The organism is Neobacillus sp. SAB-20_R2A (assembly GCF_049568635.1).
In the GTDB taxonomy this organism is placed as follows: domain Bacteria; phylum Bacillota; class Bacilli; order Bacillales; family Cytobacillaceae; genus Neobacillus; species Neobacillus citreus.
The window spans coordinates 1177617-1198118 of the sequence record NZ_CP145895.1; the positions used below are offsets into that span (position 1 = coordinate 1177617).

17 protein-coding genes are annotated in these 20502 nt (G+C 39.8%); 12 read left to right on the top strand and 5 right to left on the bottom strand.

Annotated features, from left to right (window positions below; all coding sequences use genetic code 11):
* Positions 1–113 precede the first annotated feature (113 nt).
* The 4 genes from V5M37_RS05850 (at position 114) to V5M37_RS05865 (ending at position 4505) form a co-directional block, all read left to right on the top strand.
* Positions 114–1274, top strand: a complete 1161-nt coding sequence (locus V5M37_RS05850) for an NlpC/P60 family protein (RefSeq protein WP_423801186.1) — start codon at positions 114–116, stop codon at positions 1272–1274.
* A gap of 292 nt (positions 1275–1566) precedes the next feature.
* Positions 1567–2640, top strand: coding sequence for a mannonate dehydratase (uxuA, locus tag V5M37_RS05855; protein ID WP_423801187.1), 1074 nt, complete (start codon positions 1567–1569; stop codon positions 2638–2640).
* Positions 2641–3477, top strand: a complete 837-nt coding sequence (locus V5M37_RS05860; protein ID WP_423801188.1) for an SDR family oxidoreductase — start codon at positions 2641–2643, stop codon at positions 3475–3477.
* 26 nt (positions 3478–3503) lie between these two features.
* Complete coding sequence (locus V5M37_RS05865) at positions 3504–4505, top strand: Gfo/Idh/MocA family protein (RefSeq protein WP_423801189.1); 1002 nt, start codon at positions 3504–3506, stop codon at positions 4503–4505.
* 88 nt (positions 4506–4593) lie between these two features.
* On the opposite strand, the gene V5M37_RS05870 is transcribed toward V5M37_RS05865, so the two are convergent.
* Positions 4594–5421, bottom strand: coding sequence for a TetR/AcrR family transcriptional regulator (locus tag V5M37_RS05870; protein WP_423801190.1), 828 nt, complete (start codon positions 5419–5421; stop codon positions 4594–4596).
* Between the two features lie 99 nt (positions 5422–5520).
* Here V5M37_RS05870 and V5M37_RS05875 point away from each other — a divergent pair, with 99 nt between their 5' ends.
* Positions 5521–8604, top strand: a complete 3084-nt coding sequence (locus tag V5M37_RS05875) for an efflux RND transporter permease subunit (RefSeq protein ID WP_423801191.1) — start codon at positions 5521–5523, stop codon at positions 8602–8604.
* A gap of 83 nt (positions 8605–8687) precedes the next feature.
* Here the strand turns inward: V5M37_RS05875 and V5M37_RS05880 are convergent, their stop codons facing one another.
* Both V5M37_RS05880 and V5M37_RS05885 read right to left on the bottom strand, forming a co-directional pair.
* The gene (locus tag V5M37_RS05880) at positions 8688–9449 is read right to left on the bottom strand and encodes a YheC/YheD family protein (RefSeq protein ID WP_423801192.1); all 762 of its coding nucleotides are present in this window, start codon (positions 9447–9449) and stop codon (positions 8688–8690) included.
* Positions 9450–9481: 32 nt separating this feature from the next.
* Positions 9482–10591, bottom strand: a complete 1110-nt coding sequence (locus V5M37_RS05885) for a UDP-N-acetylmuramoyl-tripeptide--D-alanyl-D-alanine ligase (protein WP_423801193.1) — start codon at positions 10589–10591, stop codon at positions 9482–9484.
* A gap of 208 nt (positions 10592–10799) precedes the next feature.
* On the opposite strand from V5M37_RS05885, the gene V5M37_RS05890 reads away from it, so the two are divergent.
* The 3 genes from V5M37_RS05890 (at position 10800) to V5M37_RS05900 (ending at position 14506) form a co-directional block, all read left to right on the top strand.
* A complete protein-coding gene (locus V5M37_RS05890; RefSeq protein WP_423801194.1) occupies positions 10800–12398 on the top strand; it encodes a YheC/YheD family protein in 1599 nt (532 codons plus the stop codon).
* Between the two features lie 26 nt (positions 12399–12424).
* Positions 12425–13606, top strand: coding sequence for a KamA family radical SAM protein (locus tag V5M37_RS05895; RefSeq protein ID WP_423801195.1), 1182 nt, complete (start codon positions 12425–12427; stop codon positions 13604–13606).
* Between the two features lie 135 nt (positions 13607–13741).
* Complete coding sequence (locus tag V5M37_RS05900) at positions 13742–14506, top strand: D-alanyl-D-alanine carboxypeptidase family protein (RefSeq protein WP_423801196.1); 765 nt, start codon at positions 13742–13744, stop codon at positions 14504–14506.
* A gap of 34 nt (positions 14507–14540) precedes the next feature.
* On the opposite strand, the gene V5M37_RS05905 is transcribed toward V5M37_RS05900, so the two are convergent.
* On the bottom strand, positions 14541–15653 hold the full coding sequence (locus V5M37_RS05905; protein WP_423801197.1) for a YheC/YheD family protein: 1113 nt from the start codon (positions 15651–15653) through the stop codon (positions 14541–14543).
* Positions 15654–15826: 173 nt separating this feature from the next.
* Here V5M37_RS05905 and panD point away from each other — a divergent pair, with 173 nt between their 5' ends.
* Positions 15827–16183 (top strand): aspartate 1-decarboxylase, encoded by a 357-nt coding sequence (gene panD / locus V5M37_RS05910; protein WP_423802579.1) that lies wholly within the window; start codon positions 15827–15829, stop codon positions 16181–16183.
* A 39-nt stretch (positions 16184–16222) separates the two neighbouring features.
* Positions 16223–17290: a YheC/YheD family protein gene (locus V5M37_RS05915; protein ID WP_423801198.1), complete on the top strand. Its 1068-nt coding sequence runs from the start codon at positions 16223–16225 to the stop codon at positions 17288–17290.
* 58 nt (positions 17291–17348) lie between these two features.
* On the opposite strand, the gene V5M37_RS05920 is transcribed toward V5M37_RS05915, so the two are convergent.
* Complete coding sequence (locus V5M37_RS05920; RefSeq protein WP_423801199.1) at positions 17349–18014, bottom strand: GntR family transcriptional regulator; 666 nt, start codon at positions 18012–18014, stop codon at positions 17349–17351.
* A 375-nt stretch (positions 18015–18389) separates the two neighbouring features.
* Here V5M37_RS05920 and V5M37_RS05925 point away from each other — a divergent pair, with 375 nt between their 5' ends.
* Positions 18390–19403 (top strand): zinc-binding alcohol dehydrogenase family protein, encoded by a 1014-nt coding sequence (locus V5M37_RS05925; protein WP_423801200.1) that lies wholly within the window; start codon positions 18390–18392, stop codon positions 19401–19403.
* Positions 19404–19430: 27 nt separating this feature from the next.
* Complete coding sequence (locus V5M37_RS05930) at positions 19431–20465, top strand: TRAP transporter substrate-binding protein (protein ID WP_423801201.1); 1035 nt, start codon at positions 19431–19433, stop codon at positions 20463–20465.
* Positions 20466–20502: the final 37 nt, after the last annotated feature.

A 20502-nucleotide genomic window follows, 5' to 3' on the forward strand; every position in this document is an offset into this window, starting at 1 on the left:
ATTACAATTACATTACAAATCCGACAGTTTCATTGTTTTTAGTCTAATGGGAATATAAACTAATAATAGATTAAGAATTTGAAATAATAATAGGAAGCTAGAGGAGATTTGTGATGATAAAAAAACTATTTACATATACAGTATCGGCTGTCGTCCTCGCATCTTTGATACAAGCAACACCTGCTTTTGCAGAACCAGGAAATGTTACACAAAGCCAAATTAATGCGACTCAAGGGCATGTCGATGACCTTGAAACACAAGTTCAACAATTAGATAACCGAATTAACTTAGCGATAGAGAAAAGTCAAAATTTGAACGACCAAATTCAAATTCAACAAGGGGAAATCGAAAAATCCAAGGTTGAAATTGAAAAAGCAAAAAATGACTTGGAAGCTTACAAACAGGCATACTCCGAGCGGTTAAAAAGTATTCAGGCAGAGGGTAAAATCTCCGTCGCCGCTTACGCAGAGGTTTTGCTTTCATCTAATAATCTATCTGAGTTTTTAACACGCTTTTCAGCGATTTCGCAAATTATTCAAAATGACACGGACAAACTGAACGGGTTAAAGGAAAAACAACAAGCATTAACAGATGCAGAAGATAAACTGCAAAATGAGTTAGCTAATTTAAATAAGAGCCAGGTAGCATTAGCTGCTGAACAGAAACAGATTGAAGAAGATAAAGCTGCAGTTGGGCAGGCATTGGCGGCAGCTCAAACCCAATTACAAGATCAACAGGACCAATTCGCTGCTCAACAAGAGGCTGAGCGTCAGGCTCAAATAGCAGCAAGGGAAGAAGCAGAGCGTCAAGCACGCTTGGCCCAGCAGCAACAGCCAGCGCAAGTGCAGCAGCCTTCCGTCAAAACTGCTTCAAACCCAGCGCCAGCGCCAACGGTTGCCGCTGCCAGTCCATCTGATCCAGATGCGGCAAATAAGGTTATTTCTTATGCAAAACAATTCTTAGGCGTTCCTTACGTTTGGGGCGGTTCAACGCCAAGCGGATTTGATTGTTCTGGATTTACTTCATACGTGTTTAGAAATGCAGTTGGGATTAGTCTACCAAGGGTCTCACGTGACCAGCAGAATGTTGGAACAAGAATCTCACCAAGCCAAGTGCAGCCGGGTGATCTTGTATTTAGGGGTAACCCCGCTTATCATGTTGGTATTTATATTGGCGGCGGACAATATATTCATGCGCCGCAAACAGGTGATGTGGTGAAGATTTCATCTTACGACCCAGCCAAATTCACAAGTGCGGCTAGAGTATTGCGCTAAAAGAAGTATACAATAGCAATGGTGAAAATATGGAGAAAAAACGCTTAGAGTAATTCTGCTCTGGGCGTTTTTTTATTCATTTAAGTATATATGGAAAATTTGTTTGTTTAATGAATAAATTATTGATTTGATAAAAATGGATATGCTAGGATAGAAGTAAATCTGTAAACGATTCCAATATACTAAAGGAAATGCTTTTAATGGACAAGGATGCTGACTACTCGGCATCCTTTCTCTAATAAACTAAATGGAAAGCCCTGTAAGGACTATGTATGCAAATGGGGGGAAATAGATGAATATGACATTTCGCTGGTTTGGCCGGGGGAATGATACGGTTCAACTGGAGCATGTAAAGCAAATCCCGGGCGTAAAAGGAATTGTCTGGGGACTTCATCAGAAAGCAGTTGGCGAAGTTTGGGAGAAGCATGAAATCGAGTCTGAGGTCAATTATATAAGGTCCTTTGGCTTTCATGCAGACGTGGTAGAAAGCGTAAATATCCACGAATCTATCAAACTTGGAAATGCTGAACGCAGCCGCTATATCGAAAACTACAAACAAACGATACGTAATTTAGGTGGATTTGGTGTGAAAGTAATTTGCTATAATTTCATGCCAATCTTTGACTGGACCCGTTCTGAGCTGTTTCGGGCGTTGCCGGATGGCTCCACATCCATGTTTTATGAAAAAGAAAAGGTCGAGAACCGCGACCCACAGGAGCTTATTGAAACCTTTTCAAATTACTCAGATTTTACTCTTCCTGGATGGGAGCCTGAGAAAATCGGCAGGATAAAAGAGTTATTTGCTGCCTATCGAGAATTGACAGAGGAGGATTTATGGAACAACCTTGCTTACTTTTTATATGAAATCCTGCCTGTCGCGGAAGAGGCTGGCATCAAAATGGCGATTCATCCTGATGATCCGCCATGGTCCATCTTCGGTTTGCCAAGAATTATAACTGGGAAAGAAAGTCTTGAAAGGCTTCAGAAAATATCAGATTCCCCATCTAACGGAATAACCTTTTGTACAGGCTCGCTTGGTTCTAATTCTGATAATAATATAGTGGAACTTGCTGCTGATTTTGCGGAGCGGTCTCCATTTACGCATATCCGTAACATCAAAATTTTTGAAAATGGGGATTTTATCGAGACATCCCATTTATCTTCTGATGGTTCTCTTGATATTAAAGGGGTTGTAAAAGTATTATCCGACAGTCAATACGATGGTTATGTTCGGCCTGACCATGGAAGACACATTTGGGGAGAAAAATGCAGGCCAGGATATGGGCTGTATGACCGGGCCCTAGGGATTATGCACCTGCTCGGATTATGGGATGCCTATCAAACGGTGAAACAGGAGGGAAAATAAATGCTGCCATTACATGAGAATTTAAAGGGAAAAACGGCAGTGATCACGGGTGGAAGTGGTGTGCTTTGCTCTGAAATGGCACGGGAATTGGCACGTCAGGGAGTAAATGTAGCGATTGTCAATCGGACGCTAGAAAAGGGAGAAGCAGTCGCAGCAGAAATAAATAGTGCAGGTGGATGTGCTATTGCCGTTGCTGCCGATATTCTTGACCGATCTTCCTTAGAACGTGCCAAGGATTCAGTAATCGATGCTTTCGGGAAGGTTGACATTTTAATAAATGGAGCAGGCGGGAACCATCCTGATGCGATAACCGATGTAGAAACCTTTACAGAAGGTCATTGTCAAAAATCGTTTTTTGAATTAGAGGAAACTGGATTTAATAAGGTGTTCTCCAGTAATTTCACTGGCACCTTTGCAGCCTGTCAAGTTTTTGGAAAGGAACTGCTGAAACAGGATTCCCCGGTGATTATCAATATTTCATCGATGAGTTCCTACTCGCCAATGACTAAAGTACCGGCATATAGTGCTGCTAAGTCCGCCATTAACAACTTTACAATGTGGATGGCAGTCCATTTTGCTGAAACAGGACTAAGAGTGAATGCCATAGCTCCAGGATTTTTCCTGACGACTCAGAATCGGAATCTACTATTAAATGAAGATGGCTCTCATACACCAAGGTCGAAAAAAATTATCACTCACACCCCGATGAAACGTTTCGGGGAGCCGAAGGATTTGCTTGGTACGTTATTATGGCTCGTGGATGAAGAATATTCCGGCTTTGTAACAGGAATTACGGTTCCGGTCGACGGCGGATTTATGGCCTACTCAGGTGTCTAATTTATAAATGAAAAGGATGAGATCAAATGAAAAAGGTTCGTTGGGGTATTTTAAGTACTGCAAAAATTGCCCAAAGAGAGTTAATCCCTGCATTTGGCCGAGCGCAAAATGCGGAAGTGGCGGCTATCGCCAGTGGTAGTGGAAAAGCGGAGGAAGTAGCGGCGAAGTTTAACATTCCAAAAAGCTACGGCAGCTACGAGGAACTTCTTCAAGACCCCGAGATAGATGCTGTCTATATTCCACTGCCTAATCATTTACATAAACAATGGACGATGGAAGCGGCAAAGCATGGCAAGCATGTTCTTTGCGAAAAACCAGCGTCAATGACTCCTGATGAAACAAGGGAAATGGCGGAGTTTTGCCGGAAGAAAAATGTGAAATTTATGGAAGCCTTTATGTATCAGTTTCATCCGCAGCATGAACGGGTCCGGGAAATTATTGCCTCAGATGAAATCGGTGAAGTGAAATACATGCGTGCTAGCTTTTCATTTTTACTTGCCCAGCGGGAAGGGAATATCAAAATGGATAAGCAAAAAGGCGGCGGAAGTATTTATGATGTGGGCTGCTACTGTGTCCATGCGATTCGCAATGTATTGCAAACAGAACCTGTCGAAGTCCATGTTCATGCCAACATTGACCCGGACCATGAGGTGGATACCTCAGCATTTGTCTACATGAAACTAGCAAACGGAATGACCGGTTATTTTGATTGCAGCTTTGATATGACATTTAGAGCTGAGTATGAAATCATCGGAACGGAAGGAAAAATTCAAGTCCCACGAGCATTCCGCCCAGACCATCAAGGCGGGGAAGGCTTAGTCATTGTTCAGAAGGAATTCGTTAAAAGAGAAGAAAAAATTACCGGCGATATTTATAAATTAGAGGTCGAACATATTTCAAACGTCATTTTAGAGGATGGTGAACCATCCTACACCGCAGAAAATTCAATTAATAACACAAGGGCTATTCAGGCTTGTTATGAATCTATTCAAACTGGAATGATTGTACAGCTAGATTCTCAGGATTGATGGCGCGAAGAAATGAAAGACTTGTCATCCAGCGACATAAAAAAAGTCGAGAGAGTAATCTCGGCTTTTTTTTATGGATGGCTTTAATTTAAACTTTATAATACCGGCGAAGCAAATAGGTGATCCATTTACAATGTGGATGATTCCGAATATTCTCTAGCAGCCCCTTCACAATTGCCTGACTGAAGGCCGGTTCTACAAGCTGCTGCTTTAACAGAATCAACGATTCTTTCTCAATTGGCTCTTCTATTTCTGCGATTTTTTGTTCAAGAGTGTCTAGGATTTGTTCCTTCGTTATTTCTTCATTCATGGGCTCCATCATGTGGTGAAGCTCCATAGAAACAAATGGGACGGTGGCGTTGTTAGCCAGCAAATTTGTTTTTTCCACAAGGGAGTCAGCCAGTAACTTCAAATCTACTGGAATGCTGTAGAATACAAATAAATGAGAATACATATTCATAAAGCTTTTTATCGAATACATTAAGTCATATTTTATCTCTTGGACTCTGCCCCCGTATAAACGTTCAATCATCGAAAGGATAGTGTCCTCTAATAATTTGTCATAAGATCTCATTTTTTGAATGAGCTCTTTATTCAGTGTTTGCGACTGCTCCTTCATGAGTATCTTGGCAAAGTCAGAATGCTTGTGAAAAGACTGATAAATTGAATAATAAAATTCATATAAAAGCTGCTCATCGTTAGTATCTCTGACTATGCGGTCAATGTCAGTAACAACCTGCATCATAAACTGGTCGATTAAAGCAATAATCAATTCGTCCTTTGACTTAAAAGACAGGTAAAAAGCTCCTTTAGATATACCGCAATGCTCAGTAATTTGCTGTACCGAAGTGGCCTCAAACCCTTGCTCTGCAAAAAGCTCCAACGCTTTTTCCATAATTAATTGTTTTTTGATCATCTATTGACCCCGCTCCTATGGTCTTTCATTGACAAATGACTGATTGGTCATTATTATAAGGAATTGAGTTCATTAAGTCAATTTAGGGCAGGTGTAATAGTGAAAGGGTTAGTCAATTTTGTCTTGAAAAATAAATTAGCTGTTTGGTTATTGACTATCATCATTACGGTATCTGGTATTTATTCGGGTATACGAATGAAAACCGAGATGATTCCCGATATCTCCATTCCGTACTTAATGGTAACGGACGTTTATCCTGGTGCCACCCCAGAACGGGTCATGAAGGACATCTCCATGCCAATTGAAAAAGCGGCGGAGGGCCTTGATCACGTAAAAGCCGTTTATTCCAATTCCTATTCAAATATGGCGAGCATCCAGGTGGAATACGAATATGGGATCGATATGGACGAGGCAAAGCGTGAATTAAAATCGGCATTGGATTCCTTGAAAATGCCGGAAGGGGCGCAGAAACCAACGACCACAGCGATCAGCATGAACATGATGCCTGTCGTTGCGCTAAGTGTCAGCAGTTCAAAAGAGGATATTGTTGAGCTTACATCAACCGTTGAGGAAAGCTTGGTTCCTAAAATTGAGAAACTGGATGGTGTTGCATCTGCAACCATTACTGGTCAGCATATTGACGAAGTAGACCTTACGTACAATAAGGCTAAATTGGCTGAGTTAGGTTTAACAGAAGATAAAGTAAAACAAATGATTCAAGCGAGCAACATGGCTGTTTCCTTAGGTCTTTACCAGTTTAAGGAAGGCGAGCAGGCTGTTGCAATTGACGGAAAGTTCATGACGGTGGATGAACTAAATAATATGCTAATTCCTGTTACACCATCAGCAGCTAATCCATCACCGGTTGTGAAACTTGGAGATATTGCTGAGGTTAAGACAATCGGTAAGGTGCAATCGATTTCCCGTACAAACGGCAAAGACGCGATTGCCATTCAAATTGTCAAAGCCCAGCAGGCTAATACTGTTGATGTCGTTAATAAGGTAAAGAAACTAATAAAAGATGAAAAGGCCAAATATGATGGGCTTACTATCGATGTAACCCTTGACCAAGGAAAACCAATTCAGGAATCTGTGAATACGATGGTTGAAAAGGCCGTTTTTGGCGGGTTGATTGCAGTTTTTATCATTCTATTATTCTTGCGTGATTTTAAATCGACGATTATTTCTATCGTCTCAATTCCAGTGTCGATTCTAATGGCCCTGCTGATTCTGAACTGGATGGATATCACTTTAAATATCATGACACTTGGGGCGGTAACAGTTGCGATCGGCCGGGTGATCGATGACTCCATAGTAGTCGTGGAAAATATTTACCGGCGCCTGCATTTAAAGGAAGAGATGTTAACAGGGCGCGCCTTGGTCCGTGAAGCGACCATTGAAATGTTCAAACCGATTATGTCCTCGACATTGGTAACGGTCGCCGTTTTTGCACCGCTGATTTTCGTAGGCGGTATGGTGGGTGAATTGTTCACACCGTTTGCCTTAACGATGGCATTTTCACTTGGAGCCTCATTGCTCGTGGCTATTACCATCGTACCGGCTCTTTCGCATTTCTTGTTCAGGAAAAAATTATACAGCGAGAAGACGGCCATCCGTCATAAAGATGCCGGGGAGCTTGCCGAATGGTATAAGTGGTTTTTGGAAAAAGCACTTAACCATAAAGTCATCGCTTCTATTTTGGCTGTACTGTTATTAGCCGGCAGCTTAGCATTAACGCCACTAATTGGTTTCAGCTTCATGGGCAGCGAAGAAGATAAGGTCATATACTTATCCTACACACCAAAAGCCGGCGAACTTCACGAGCAGACCTTAGAAAATGTTAAAGCAGTCGAAGAAAAAATGCTAAAACGTAAAGATATTGATATTGTTCAAATCTCCATTACCGAAGAAGGCGACCCGCAGCGGGCCATGATGGGCGGCGGATCAAAAGGGGGATTAATGTATCTGATTTTTGATCCGGATACGAAGAACTTCCCATCCGTTAAGGAGAAGATTGAAAAGTATGTAACAGGTCTTGGCCAATCGGGAACATGGAAAAGCCAGAACTTCTCATCCATGTCGGGATCGACCAATGAAGTCAGCTATACGTTCTACAGTGAAAATTTAAATAAACTGAATGATTCAGTAAAAAAAGTCGAATCAGTTCTGAAGAAACATAAAGATTTAAAAGATGTGACTTCAACTGCCGAGGATGCTTATATCGAGTATACCTTCCGAGTTGAACAAGCTCATCTGCTAAAATATGGGCTAACAACTGGCCAGCTTGTGATGATGTTAAATCCGCAGAAAACGAAGGATGTATTAACAACTGTTGACAAAGACGGGAAAGCTTTAGACGTCATCGTTCAGCAGGCCCAAACGGCCCAGCCGGAATCAATCGATGAGATGCTTTCTAAACAGGTACCGACGGCAGCGGGGGCAAATGTGCCGCTCTCTGAGTTAGTGACTGTCAAGAAGGGGACCACGATGAATACATTGGCGCGCAGTAAAGGTGAATACTATGCGACCGTTTCAGCAACAATCAAAGGTAAAGACCTTTCGAAAGTAACCTCTAAGGTGGGAAAAGAAATAGATAAATTGGATCTCCCTAAGGGAGTAACCGTTGGCGTTGCCGGTGTCCAAGCAGATATGACGGAAACCTTTACCCAGCTAGGTGCGGCCATGGCAGCAGCGATTGCAATCGTCTACTTCATCCTTGTTGTTACTTTCCGTGAAGGTGTTGCACCGTTTGCCATCCTATTTTCACTGCCATTTGCAGTGATTGGTTCCTTTGTAGGTTTGTTAATTGCAGGAGAAACCATTTCCGTTTCGGTCATGATGGGGCTGTTGATGCTGATTGGTATCGTTGTTACGAACGCCATCGTTTTGGTGGACCGGATTATTCATATGGAACGCGATGGCTTGAGTATGAGGAAAGCTGTTTTGGAGGCCGGGGCTACACGTCTTCGCCCAATCCTCATGACCGCTATTGCTACCATTGGCGCGCTAATCCCATTGGCACTTGGTGAAGGTGGCGGAGGATTAATCTCGAAAGGTCTTGCCATTACTGTTATCGGCGGCTTAGCAAGTTCAACGTTATTAACCTTAATCGTTGTTCCAATTGTGTATGAAGTGCTGTCTAAGTTGTTTAAGAAAAATCGTAGAGAAATAGAAGAAAATTAAAAATCTGGGCCCTGCAGGATGGAGTGAGTATCTTGCGGGGTTTTTGTTTTTAGTTCATCTATCCGCATTCTTATCTGCGGTTTTTAACTTTCAAGTGAATTTCTCGCTTTTCTAAGGACTTCGCGCTCTTTTCCTACTAACTCTCTGTATATTCGCGGATCCCCCAATTTGCGAAACATGGCATGATCGGGCATAGTGTTTGCTTCAATAAACCAAATGTGACCATTCTTATCAATGGCCATATCAATGCCTAAAGTATAAAAGGAAAAGTGATCATCGAAGATTGTACAAATTCTGTAACACACATCAGTTAACTCGGTGAGGGCTTTTTTATAATCAAATAGATGTTTATTAACTGCCAGCGCTTGTTCGGCAGATATGATGATGCCCCCTCTGGCGTGATTGGTCACAATCATTTGGGGAGGTGAAATTTTGGCACACCAAGCAGACTTTTCCCAGCGGCCGTTCATTTTGTGCATGATAATTCGAAAGTCAAAAGGACGGTCAAGAACAGTGGCTAGCTCAATGCCCTGTTGGATAAGATACCTTTTTCCTGGAATCATTTTCTCTTTTACAGCGATTAAAGCTTGTTCAATGGTTTCATATTTTTCAGCCTGATTATAATAATGGACTTCATAAAAAGGGCCGTCGCTCTTTCTTAAACGAACAATTCCTGTCCCAATTCTTCCTTTATTTGGTTTGATGAACAGAGTTGGATAGGTATCTATCATACTGATTAGCCTTTGTTCGGTAAACCATTTAGTAACCGGTACATGGTTTTTAACATCAGGATGATTGAGCAGCACTAAAGTTTTTTTCATTTTATTGTTAAGAGGTCTATGCATAGGTAACTCCCTTCATGTGATATTCTGAGATTTTAGGGCTGTTTTCCATATTTTTCATTTAAATATTGGGAAGTTAGGCTCATGTTCATTTTATTTGAGCCTTTTATGAGGATGGCTGAATTATGCGTAAGGGTGTTATCTAAAAATTGATGTAATTGTTCACGATCATCGAAATGATAAATCTTTTCTTTAGCGTAGCCGGCTTCTGTTGCACCGTCACCAATCCACTTTGCTTCTTCTCCGAAGGTTAAAATTATTTCAATCCCTTTTCCGGCCAAATACCGTCCTACCTCTTTATGTCCTTCCATTGAATAGGCGCCAAGCTCCAGCATGGTTCCAAGGAGCACGATTTTCTTTTTGGTCTCTGCAATCTTATTTAAGACATCGATTGCCGCCTTTGCTGCTGGTGGATTAGAACTGAAACTATCGTCAATAAGGAGGGAGTGATTGCTTAATTCAATCATATTTAACCTGTGCAAAGGAACTGGTGCCCTTTCTAAACCTGTTTTAATATCCGAAGGAGTAAAGTGAAGTCGATGTGCGACTGCTATGGCAAATAAAGCATTCATAACATTATGCACACCGAAAAATGGAATCATAAACTCTTCTGGATGGCCGTCTAATTGAACTTCAAAACTCATTCCATTCGGCAGGAACTTTATATTATTCGCCTTGTAATTACAATCATTTTGAATGCCGATCGTAATGATTTCACCTTGGAAATTGCGGGTCTCCAATAATTTAGAATTTTCATCATCACCGTTTAGGAACAGTAGCCCATCCTGTTTCATATACTTAATGAGAGCTGATTTTGATTTAGCGATTTTTTTCACGCTATTTCCTAATACCCCGAAATGTGCCGCACCTACATTCGTAATAATTCCAATATTTGGTTCAATAAAACTACAATGAATTTTCCCAGATCTTTTCCGGCCCATGCCATATTCTAGAACAGCAGCCTGATGTGAAGGTTTAATTAGACTTGCATGCCGTTGTGTATGATAGCGTTGATTTCTGTTTTTTTTCGATTTGAAAATTTTCCACTTGGTTGCCAAAATCGAGGCTATCATCTCTTTCGTCGTTGTTTTTCCTGCACTGCCAGTTACGGCAATCATTGGTATGGGTAAACGGAGAGGATACATAGCTAATCCCCCTAAATATGAATTTTTTACAGTATATACTATGGTTTAACTTGAAATTGGTTTAGCTAATTGGCAAGCATACGTACCCATTTTTAATTTCGCTAAACGCATACACATTTTATATATGTAAAATTAAACTTCGTTCCTTTTCGTGGCAAAATTTCATACTATGCAAAAGATAGTGCACACAAAGAGGGAGGCAAAACAGTTGAGTATTTCGGTACGGCCCAGTATTGGTGTCTTAGTTAACCACTCAGTAGTGAGCCATTTAAAAAAACAAAAAGAACTCTTTAAAGGTTATTTAAGATATGCAGAACTAGCCGAAGCGAGCCAGGATGCAAATGTGACCTTTTTTTACTTTTCTATTAAAAACTTTGATTTTAAGAATAATCTTATTTACGGTACTTATTTTGATGTGAATTTAAATGAATGGAAGCAAGAAAAATTTCCTTTTCCTAATCTTTTTTGCAATTACCTGATAAATAAGGGCCCAAGTAAATTTATTGAAGCATATATTGAGGATATCCTAAAAAAACATGGTGCAGTAAAAGTTAATTCTGATCTGCTCTTCAATAATCAGGAGGCTCGGGTCAGTTTAAGTCAAATCGTTATGGAGGAATCTTCAGTCATTCAGCAAGAGGAGAGCCCTTTAGCTACAGCGGATATGCCAGAATTCAATACTTTCAATCGGCCGGTCATTGGTGTTTTTGTTGACCATGCCGTTATCCGAAAATTAATTAAACAGAAAAGTCACTTTAAAAGCTACCCGAGACTTGAAGCACTTGCAAAAGCAAGCTTTGAAGCAGATGTAACCCTCTATTACTTTTCAACAAACAATTTTGATTTTAAGCAGAATCTTGTCTATGGTACTAGTTTTAATTTCGAATTGAACAAATGGGAACAGCAGTATTTTCCTTTGCCAGATGTTCTCTATAATCGCCGGGCAGGGGGAGGACCAAGCAGGTTTATTTTCGAGCATATTGAACAAATATTTGAAGAGCGTCAAGTGGTTAAGATTAATTCTAAATCGTACTTTGACAAATGGGAGGTCTATCAAGATTTAAGTCAAAACGACAAGGTAAGGAAATATCTTCCTTATTCTGTTGTGTATGAGCAAGAAAGACATTTGAAAAAGTTTTTGAAGAAGAATGATGAAGCCTATTTAAAAGGCGTGCGCGGCGGACGTGGCAAGTGGATTTTTCGGGTTCGGAAACTCCCAGAAGGGAAATTTGAATATAGTTACTATGTGGATGACGTGTTGTCAATTGGTCAAGTTGAATGGGCTGAATTAATCGAAGAGATTCAAAAGTTTTACGGTGAAAGGAAATTTATCATCCAAAAGGCCATCAACCTATTAAAAGTAGAGGACAGTAAAGTCGATTTTCGTGCCGAATTACAGAGAGATGGGGAAGGAAAGCTTAATATACTTGGAGTTTGTTCAAGAATTGGAATAAGTCAATCTCCTATCACCATCCATTCCTCAGCATATCCCATCGAATATTTCTTTAAGGAATTCTTACAATATTCGGATGAAAAGATAAATAAATTAACGGGAAAAATCCACAAATTTCTTACTAAAATTTATAAAGCATTAGAGAAAGTATATGGAGTATTTGGGGAAATTGGCATTGACTTCGGAATTGATCAGGACGGAGAGATTTGGTTTATCGAGCCGAATTCCAAATCAGCAAAGGTTTCTCTTATGAAAGCCTATGATGATGAGACCTTTTATCATGCTTTTCTAAATCCGGTATTATTCTCGAAATATTTATTTGATAAGAAAAATCGTAAAACTTTAGATTCATAGATTATCAGTGCCATATTGGGGGATTTATGATGGATAAACAACCGAAATATATAACAAACATTAATAAAATACCAAACCTAAGTGAGGAGGAAAAAAAAGCACTTCAGGTTGTTACAGAAAAATTTGTTTTCCGGGTAAATGACTACTACCTTAATCTTATTGACTGGTCTGATCCAAATGACCCGCTTCGCAAACTAGTCATTCCCGCCTCCGAGGAATTAAACGAGTACGGAAGATGGGATGCTTCAGATGAGGATACGAACTATGTTGTAGAAGGGTGCCAGCATAAATATTCCACCACAGCGCTGCTTTTAGTGTCTGAAGTCTGCGGCGCTTACTGCAGATACTGTTTTCGCAAGCGCTTGTTTCGTTCTGATGTGAAAGAAGCGATGACTGATGTGACCCCCGGTCTGGAATATATTAGAAATACACCAGAAATTAATAACGTCTTGTTAACAGGCGGGGACCCCCTGATGCTGGGGACGCCAAAGTTACGCTGGCTTCTTGAAAGTCTGCGTGAAATTGATCATGTACAAATCATCAGGATTGGCTCCAAAATTCCTGTTTTTAATCCGATGCGGATTTCCGAGGATAAAGAGTTATTGGATTTACTTAAAGAGCATTCTTCTGTTAACAAAAGAATATATGTAATGGCCCATATTAATCATCCACGCGAAATAACACCACAGGCCCTTAAAGCAATTGATGCCCTCCACGAAGCCGGGGTGGTGGTTGTCAATCAAACGCCGGTACTGAAGGGTATTAACGACGACCCGACTGTTCTTGGCGCTTTGCTGGATAAACTATCTTGGGCAGGAGTCACACCTTATTACTTTTTCATCAATCGGCCGGTAGCCGGAAATTCATCGTTTGTATTGCCTTTGGAAGAGGCGTACAAAATCGTAGAGGAAGCGAAGGCGAAGACCTCTGGCCTTGGCAAACGTGTCAAATTGGTCATGAGTCATACATCTGGGAAGATTGAAATTCTTGCTATTGAGAATGGAATGGCATTCTTGAAATATCACCAATCGCGTGACGGAGAATATGGGAAGCTGATGGTTTTAGAGTGCCCGCCAACTGCATCATGGTTTGATGATCTGCCAAATAACGAACAATACTGGAAAAAACCAAGCAAGAAGACAGATCGGGTTGTCTCTGTAAACGAATTGCCGCCTGTCCCCGAAAAAAAACGCCCCCGCGAACAATAGTGTTATTTAATAGAAAGTCCCGCGGAAAATAAAAAAACCGGATAACCAGAACCTTAGTTTTGAATGTGATTTTAAAGCAAAAGGACTCTGGTTGGCCGGTATTATTATTTTAGGAGGAAAGGTGAAGATTTACGGATGACACATTCTCTAGCCGAAAATGCTAGTTCAGCCATATTAATGCATGTAAACACAGGTAAAATTTTGTTTGAGAAAAACATGAATGAAAGGCTTCCTCCCGCAAGCCTTACTAAAATCATGACCCTTCTTCTCATTTTTGAAGAGCTTAAGGAAGGGCGTATACGGCTTACAGATAAGGTAGGATTAAGCCCATTTGCCAGATCGGTAAGGGGATCAAAGGCTGCAATTGAGCCAGAAGAGGAATTGAGTGTAGAGGATTTGATAAAATGTATTGTGATTGCTTCAGCAAATAATGCGGCAATTGGTATGGCAGAATACATCGCTGGATCGTGTGAGGAATTTGTATCCATGATGGGGAAAAAGGCTGGGGAAATGAATCTTAAAAACTCTCAATTTTTAAATCCGCATGGACTGAATGAAACAGGACATTATTCCTCTGCTTTTGATATGGCTATTTTATCAGAGGAACTTCTAAAAGGTGGAGAAATTCTAAATTATTCGAGCAAATATAAAGAGATAATCAAAAAAGACAGCAAGCACCGGTTACAGATAGTTAATACAAACAAGCTGCTAAGAAATCATCCGGAAATAGACGGTTTAAAAACAGGGTATACGCGTATAGCAAAAGCCTGTATTTCAGTGACTGCTATAAGGGACAATAATCGGGTACTTGCTGTTGTGATGGGAGAGCCAAGTAGAAAGATAAGAAATAAGGAGATAATCGCAATGCTTGGCTATGCCTGGTTACAAATCTATGGATGATATTCAGGCATAGGAAGCTATTTTTTTTGCCTTTTTACATATTTTCCGCATCTTTATCTAATAAATAACGTGCATAATCGATAGGAGTTGCAAAAACGGACTCCCAATCATCATAAATAAGTTCTCCATCCCTCATCGTCAGCGTTTTATAAGCAGATAGAAAATTACACTCGATAAAATAAGGAAAGCCATCAGCAGTTAGCCCGATATCAAAGCCAAGATCTGCAGTATGCTCAGGAATATGTTTACTAAAATACTCGGCAATTTTGACAGCTAGGGAGGATATTTGTTTTTCTAAGCTTTCGTGAGATAGATGCGGGTATTCTCCGAGAAGTGTTTCTAAACTATAGGCTGTACCACCCTGGCCGATATTTGTTAAAAAATTCCCCCTTACAGCAACTTTCCCGATAATGGCTGTGACTTCCCAGTTGCCAGAATGGTTCCGTTGGGTGGCTACTCGAAGGTCAAAGGGTGACCCTTGATAAGTGGCCAAAGGAATTATCTCTTGAACAAGGTACAGGTTTTGATTCATCAGTTGCAACAATAAAGGAGGGAGTTGGTCTTGAAACCAAATTTGTTTCCACACTTTCTCGGTTCCTTCCCAATCCTGATACGACAGGCACCAATTACTTGCGTCTATTTTTTCAAGTTTAAGTATTCCTTTACCAACAAAACCATTGTCAGGTTTTATGATTAATTTATTATATTGTTGCATCATGTTTCGCAGATTTTCACTCGTCATAATTTCCGTATGGGGTAGATGGGCTCTAAGCTCACTATGGTTTTCTAGCAATTGATGAAACCGATATTTCCGTAAGTAATTATTTTCATTAAAAACATATATTCCGTTTCTGGTTAAGGATTTAATAACACGCAGGCGGGGAGGAGAGGCCCACATTTGATTGTAGATTACCTTTGGCATGGGAACGTATTCCGCTTGATATTTGCCATCTTTTTTAACCAGAGCCCGAATTTCCTTTTGTCCCGCTCCTATATGGGTAATTCGAAAATAACAAGGTATTAAATCGTTTTGTAGTGCCGCTTCTTCGAAAAGCTCCAGCCTTTTTTTAATTCCTGGGTCTTTTGATTTTAAAATTTTATTATATAGACCTTTTGGTACTATAAAGCCTATAAAGTCTTTAGACACACGCGTCCCTCCTTAAAGCTTTAGTACAAGGTATGCCAACAACTATTTTTTTGTCTCATGTATGAACCCATTTTCCTCATTTATTTAGAAAATAGTAATTTGTCCATCTCCTAACCTTGGAAAACTTAATAAGCTATAGGAGAGCGCAATTTTCTAAAAAGGAGGAATAAAGCATAATGCGTACAATGTTGAATGCTAAACTTCACCGTGCAACGGTTACAGATGCGAATCTTAATTATGTCGGGAGTATCACAATCTATAAAGGGCTTTTAGAACAGGTAGATATTCTGCCCAATGAGAAAGTACAAGTGGTTAATTTAAATAACGGAGCAAGGTTCGAAACATATGTGTTGGCCGGAGAAAAAGAAGGGGAAATTTGCTTAAATGGGGCAGCGGCGCGTCTAGTGGAAAAGGATGATATTGTGATTATCATGTCATATGTGATGGTTGCCGAGGAAAACCTCGCTTCCCACCAACCTAAAATAGCGATATTAGATGAAAATAACAGAATATCACAATTGATTAGGTAGACATCATTAACTTGTTTTACGGAAAGGAGCAGAGGAATATTGGATATCGAATATGTAGGTATCTGCCTTCCTTCGAAACTTTACAAAAGGTTTCCGATTTTCGGAATTCATAAAGAGGAAAATCTTGAATTATATGAAGCTGGAGCGAAAATGTATAGTATAAATCTATGTTATTTTCGTTGGGAAGATATTCAACCTGGACAGACAATAATCAAGGCGTATGTAAAATATGAGTCAGGCTATCAACTTTGTACTCTGGAAACACCAAAGGTCATTTTTAATCGTACAATGACTTCCAGTTTAAAAGTGCGCCGTAAAATTAAAGCTTTGACATCAGAAGGAAGGCAAATATTCAATTCGTATATTCGTGACCGGAAATATTTTATTCATACTATCCTAATGAAGAACCCTGATCTTGTCCCTCATTTACCGGAAACATTAATAGCAACCAATGATTCAATCCATAACATGATGAAAAAGTATGATGAACTAATAATAAAACCGAGCAATGACTATCTCGGACGAGGAATTATGAAGTTACAGAAGACATGCAATAATCAATGGAGTTTAATCTATAATACTGCGAATGAAACCCGAAAAATAGATTTTGAGTATGAATTTCCAGATGTTTTATTACATTCTATCAACAGTAGGGCGTACCTCGTACAAAAACGGATTCCTTTAGATACACATGAGGGGAATCCGTTTGATATAAGGGTACATGTTCAACGGGATGAAACTGGAGATTGGAATATAACTGGAATGTTGGTTAGGGTTGCTCCAAAACATGGTTTCCTAACAAATGTAGGTCAAGGAGGAACATCATACACTTTAGAGGATATTGTAGATCTTGCAAAAAGAATAGAGGTCCAACAAGCTATATCATCGCTTTCGCTGAAAGTGGCTGAATGTCTGACTGGTAATTTGCCTCACTTGGCTGACATTGGACTAGACATAGGTCTTACAAAAGAAGGGTCTCCATATTTTATAGAATGCAATTTTAGGCCCCACCGATATATCTTTCTGGGGGCAGATATGGTTGATGAACGGCAATTAACTCATACAAGGCCAATAGGTTATGCACGCTTTTTATTAGATAAAAAATAGAATGTATTGGCTAAAAAAAAAATGGGGGAACTATTGTCGTTCCCTCATCTTTTATTTATTAGATCATTACCTCATCCCAACGCAATTCGGCCTCATTCTTTAAACTTGCAATATGCAGGGTTAGAGTACCTAAAATGGTCGGCAGGTCTCGATTCTGTATAGCTTCGAATAATGTTCTGTGGTCCTGATGCCTCTTTTTGGTGCTCTCTAATGATGTAGAATGAACAATTCTGGACAAGGAGACATGTGTGTTTAAAGAAGTGTAAATTTCCAATACTTTTCTATTTTCGGCCCACTCAACTAGCATCTTATGGAACTTCATATCCAGTTTGCTATACATTTCAAAAGGGAAGGGGCTCACTTCAAGCAGTGAGTCCATCTCATGGACAATGTTCCCCCACTCGTTCACTTGCTCATCTGTAACAGAATTTGTTATGCGCTGTGCTGCCCATGTTTCAATCATTAAACGGGCATCAAGAATGTCAATAAAATCAGAAAAATTTACTTGCGTAACATAGGTCCCTTTTCTTGGGATGATCTCAATCAGCCCATCATGAACCAGTTGATTGATGGCATCTTTTACAGGAGAGCGGCTTACCCCAAACTCGTCTGCTAATTTATGAATATCCAGTTTTTCGCCCGGCAGATATTTTCGACCAATAATTTTACTGCGTAAAACATCATAAACTTGTGTAGTCAAAAGAGAGGTTTCAATTGTAGACAAGTTCATACTCCTCCATTCATCAGTGGATTCACATCCACATAACTCAAACAAAACTGAAATGTTACATATTAGGTTGATATAGTGAATAATAGATAACTTTTATTATAAAATTTTTTTCATAAAAAAGGAAGCCATTATATTTTGTATATTTAGTAAACAAAATGTAAAAAAGGTGTTGACGTAGGAGAGTAGGGGAATGTATCCTAAAGGAGTGATATGTAACATTTCACATATCACATTGAGATGTTGAATGATAGCGCGATCAATATTTTCAATTTTTTGACTCCGGTGGGTAGGAAACATTTCTACCAAACTGTCATTATAGCGGAACATTGAAGATAAAGATATGTATCAACTTTTAAAGGAGAAAACATCATGAAAAGTATTGTTTGTGAAGAGCCCTTTAAGTTTGTCATGAAGGATGCTGAGATTCCCTTATTAAAAGAGGGGGAGGCGTTAATCAGGATACGCCGAATTGGGATTTGCGGAACTGATTTTCATGCCTACAGGGGCCGTCAGCCATTTTTTACATATCCTCGGATTTTAGGTCATGAATTATCCGGGGAAGTTGTTGAACTGCCAACAAATGAAGCCGGTTTCAAAATTGGTGATTATGTTGCCATCATTCCTTATTTGGAATGTGGAAAGTGTGTAGCCTGCCGCAGCGGTAAAACAAATTGCTGTACGGAATTAAAGCTGTTCGGTGTACATATAGATGGCGGGATGCAGGAGTACTTGGCTGTTCCGATTAGTCATCTTATGAAAACAAATGACATTACTTTGGAACAGGCTGCGACGGTGGAATGCCTTGGTATCGGTGCCCATGCAGTAAGACGTGCCGAGATCAAAAATGGGGATTTTGCGGTAGTCATCGGTGCTGGTCCGATTGGATTAGGTGTCATGAAATTCGCTAAACTTGCTGGCGCTAAAGTCATTGCGATGGATATGAATCAACAGCGTTTAGATTTTTGCCGTGAGTGGGCAGATGTAGATTTCACAGTGAACGCAAGTGATGATGCCTTAGAACAAATTAATGAAATAACAAATGGAGATATGGCAAATCTCGTCTTCGATGTAACTGGAAATGTGAATTCCATGAATAATTCGTATACATATGCATCAAGCGGCGGGCGTTTGCTCTTTGTCGGACTGGTACAAGCAGAGTTTACTTTGCCCGACCCAGAGTTTCATAGAAAGGAACTTACCCTATTATCTAGCCGAAATGCGACAAGAGAAGACCTGGAGTACGTTGCCCAAACGATTAAACAAGGTCATATTGATACAGATCAATTTATTACATCGAAAACATCATTTGGCGAAATCAATGACAAATTTGAAATGCTCATGGCACCTGAATCTAAAACAATCAAGGCCATGATCACTTTATAAAAAACAAATAAGGGGAGAATATTGTTCATGAAAAAGTTAGGAGTCATTTTAGCATTATTTCTTGCCATTGGTTCAATTTTAGGTGCTTGTGGCAAAAAAGAAGAACAAGTATCAACATCAAAAAAAGCTGACAGCAAAGACACATCTTACACAATTAAAGTGGCTAACTATTATGCCCCAGACCATCCGCAAAATAAAGCATTGGTCGAAAAATTCAAACCGCTTGTTGAAGAAAAATCAGGTGGTTCATTAAAAGTTGAAATCTACGAAAACAACAAGCTTGGCGGAGAAAAGGACTTCTACACCGCTGTTCGTAACGGCACAGTTGAAATGGGACTTCCCGGCATGATTATGCAGGCTGATGTTCCAAAAATGGGTGCGATTGAATGGCCATTTTTATTAAGGGATTTCAAACATGCGAAGGCAGTATTAGATGGACCAATTGGAAAAGAATTAACAGATGAACTTGAAAGCAAACATGGCGTTCATCCATTAGTATGGAGCGCAAATGGATTCAGAATGGTTTCATCCAGCAAAAAAGTTGCAAGTATGGAAGATTTCAAAGGTTTAAGACTTCGTATGCCTAATACACCTGTATTTGTTCAATTAGGCCAATTATTAGGTGCTAACGTTTCTCCAATGCCGCTTTCGGAGGTATTTACTGCTCTTGAGGGGAAAGTAGTAGACGGTCAAGATAACCCAATTGGGGTTGTAAGATCTTCAGGATTCTATGAAGTGCAGGATTATATTTTAGAATCCCGTCACGGTTTCACTCCAAACATTTTAATTATCAACCAGAACTTCTGGAAGAAATTATCTGACAACCAAAGAAAAGCGATTGAAGAAGCAGCAAAAGAATATTCTGATTACGAATGGAAGCTATCAGAAGAAAGCTATGAAGCAGACAAGAAGTTCCTTGAAGAAAAAGGTATGAAGTTCATTACTCCAGATGACAAATTCAAGAAGCAAATGGAAGATGCAGTAAAGCCAATGTATGATGAATACTACAAACAATACCCATGGGCTAAAGAAATGGTTCAAAAGATTAAAGATACAAAATAATCATTCATTGAGAAGGGGTTCTAGCTCGGACCCTTCT

Excerpts from the sequence above, each read along its gene's own strand:
- V5M37_RS05850 (WP_423801186.1), top strand. The coding sequence starts at position 114 with ATGATAAAAAAACTATTTACATATACAGTATCGGCTGTCGTCCTCGCA.
- uxuA (WP_423801187.1), top strand. The coding sequence starts at position 1,567 with ATGAATATGACATTTCGCTGGTTTGGCCGGGGGAATGATACGGTTCAA.
- V5M37_RS05860 (WP_423801188.1), top strand. The coding sequence starts at position 2,641 with ATGCTGCCATTACATGAGAATTTAAAGGGAAAAACGGCAGTGATCACG.
- V5M37_RS05865 (WP_423801189.1), top strand. The coding sequence starts at position 3,504 with ATGAAAAAGGTTCGTTGGGGTATTTTAAGTACTGCAAAAATTGCCCAA.
- V5M37_RS05870 (WP_423801190.1), bottom strand. The coding sequence starts at position 5,421 with ATGATCAAAAAACAATTAATTATGGAAAAAGCGTTGGAGCTTTTTGCA.
- V5M37_RS05880 (WP_423801192.1), bottom strand. The coding sequence starts at position 9,449 with ATGCATAGACCTCTTAACAATAAAATGAAAAAAACTTTAGTGCTGCTC.
- V5M37_RS05885 (WP_423801193.1), bottom strand. The coding sequence starts at position 10,591 with ATGTATCCTCTCCGTTTACCCATACCAATGATTGCCGTAACTGGCAGT.
- V5M37_RS05895 (WP_423801195.1), top strand. The coding sequence starts at position 12,425 with ATGATGGATAAACAACCGAAATATATAACAAACATTAATAAAATACCA.
- V5M37_RS05900 (WP_423801196.1), top strand. The coding sequence starts at position 13,742 with ATGACACATTCTCTAGCCGAAAATGCTAGTTCAGCCATATTAATGCAT.
- V5M37_RS05925 (WP_423801200.1), top strand. The coding sequence starts at position 18,390 with ATGAAAAGTATTGTTTGTGAAGAGCCCTTTAAGTTTGTCATGAAGGAT.
- V5M37_RS05930 (WP_423801201.1), top strand. The coding sequence starts at position 19,431 with ATGAAAAAGTTAGGAGTCATTTTAGCATTATTTCTTGCCATTGGTTCA.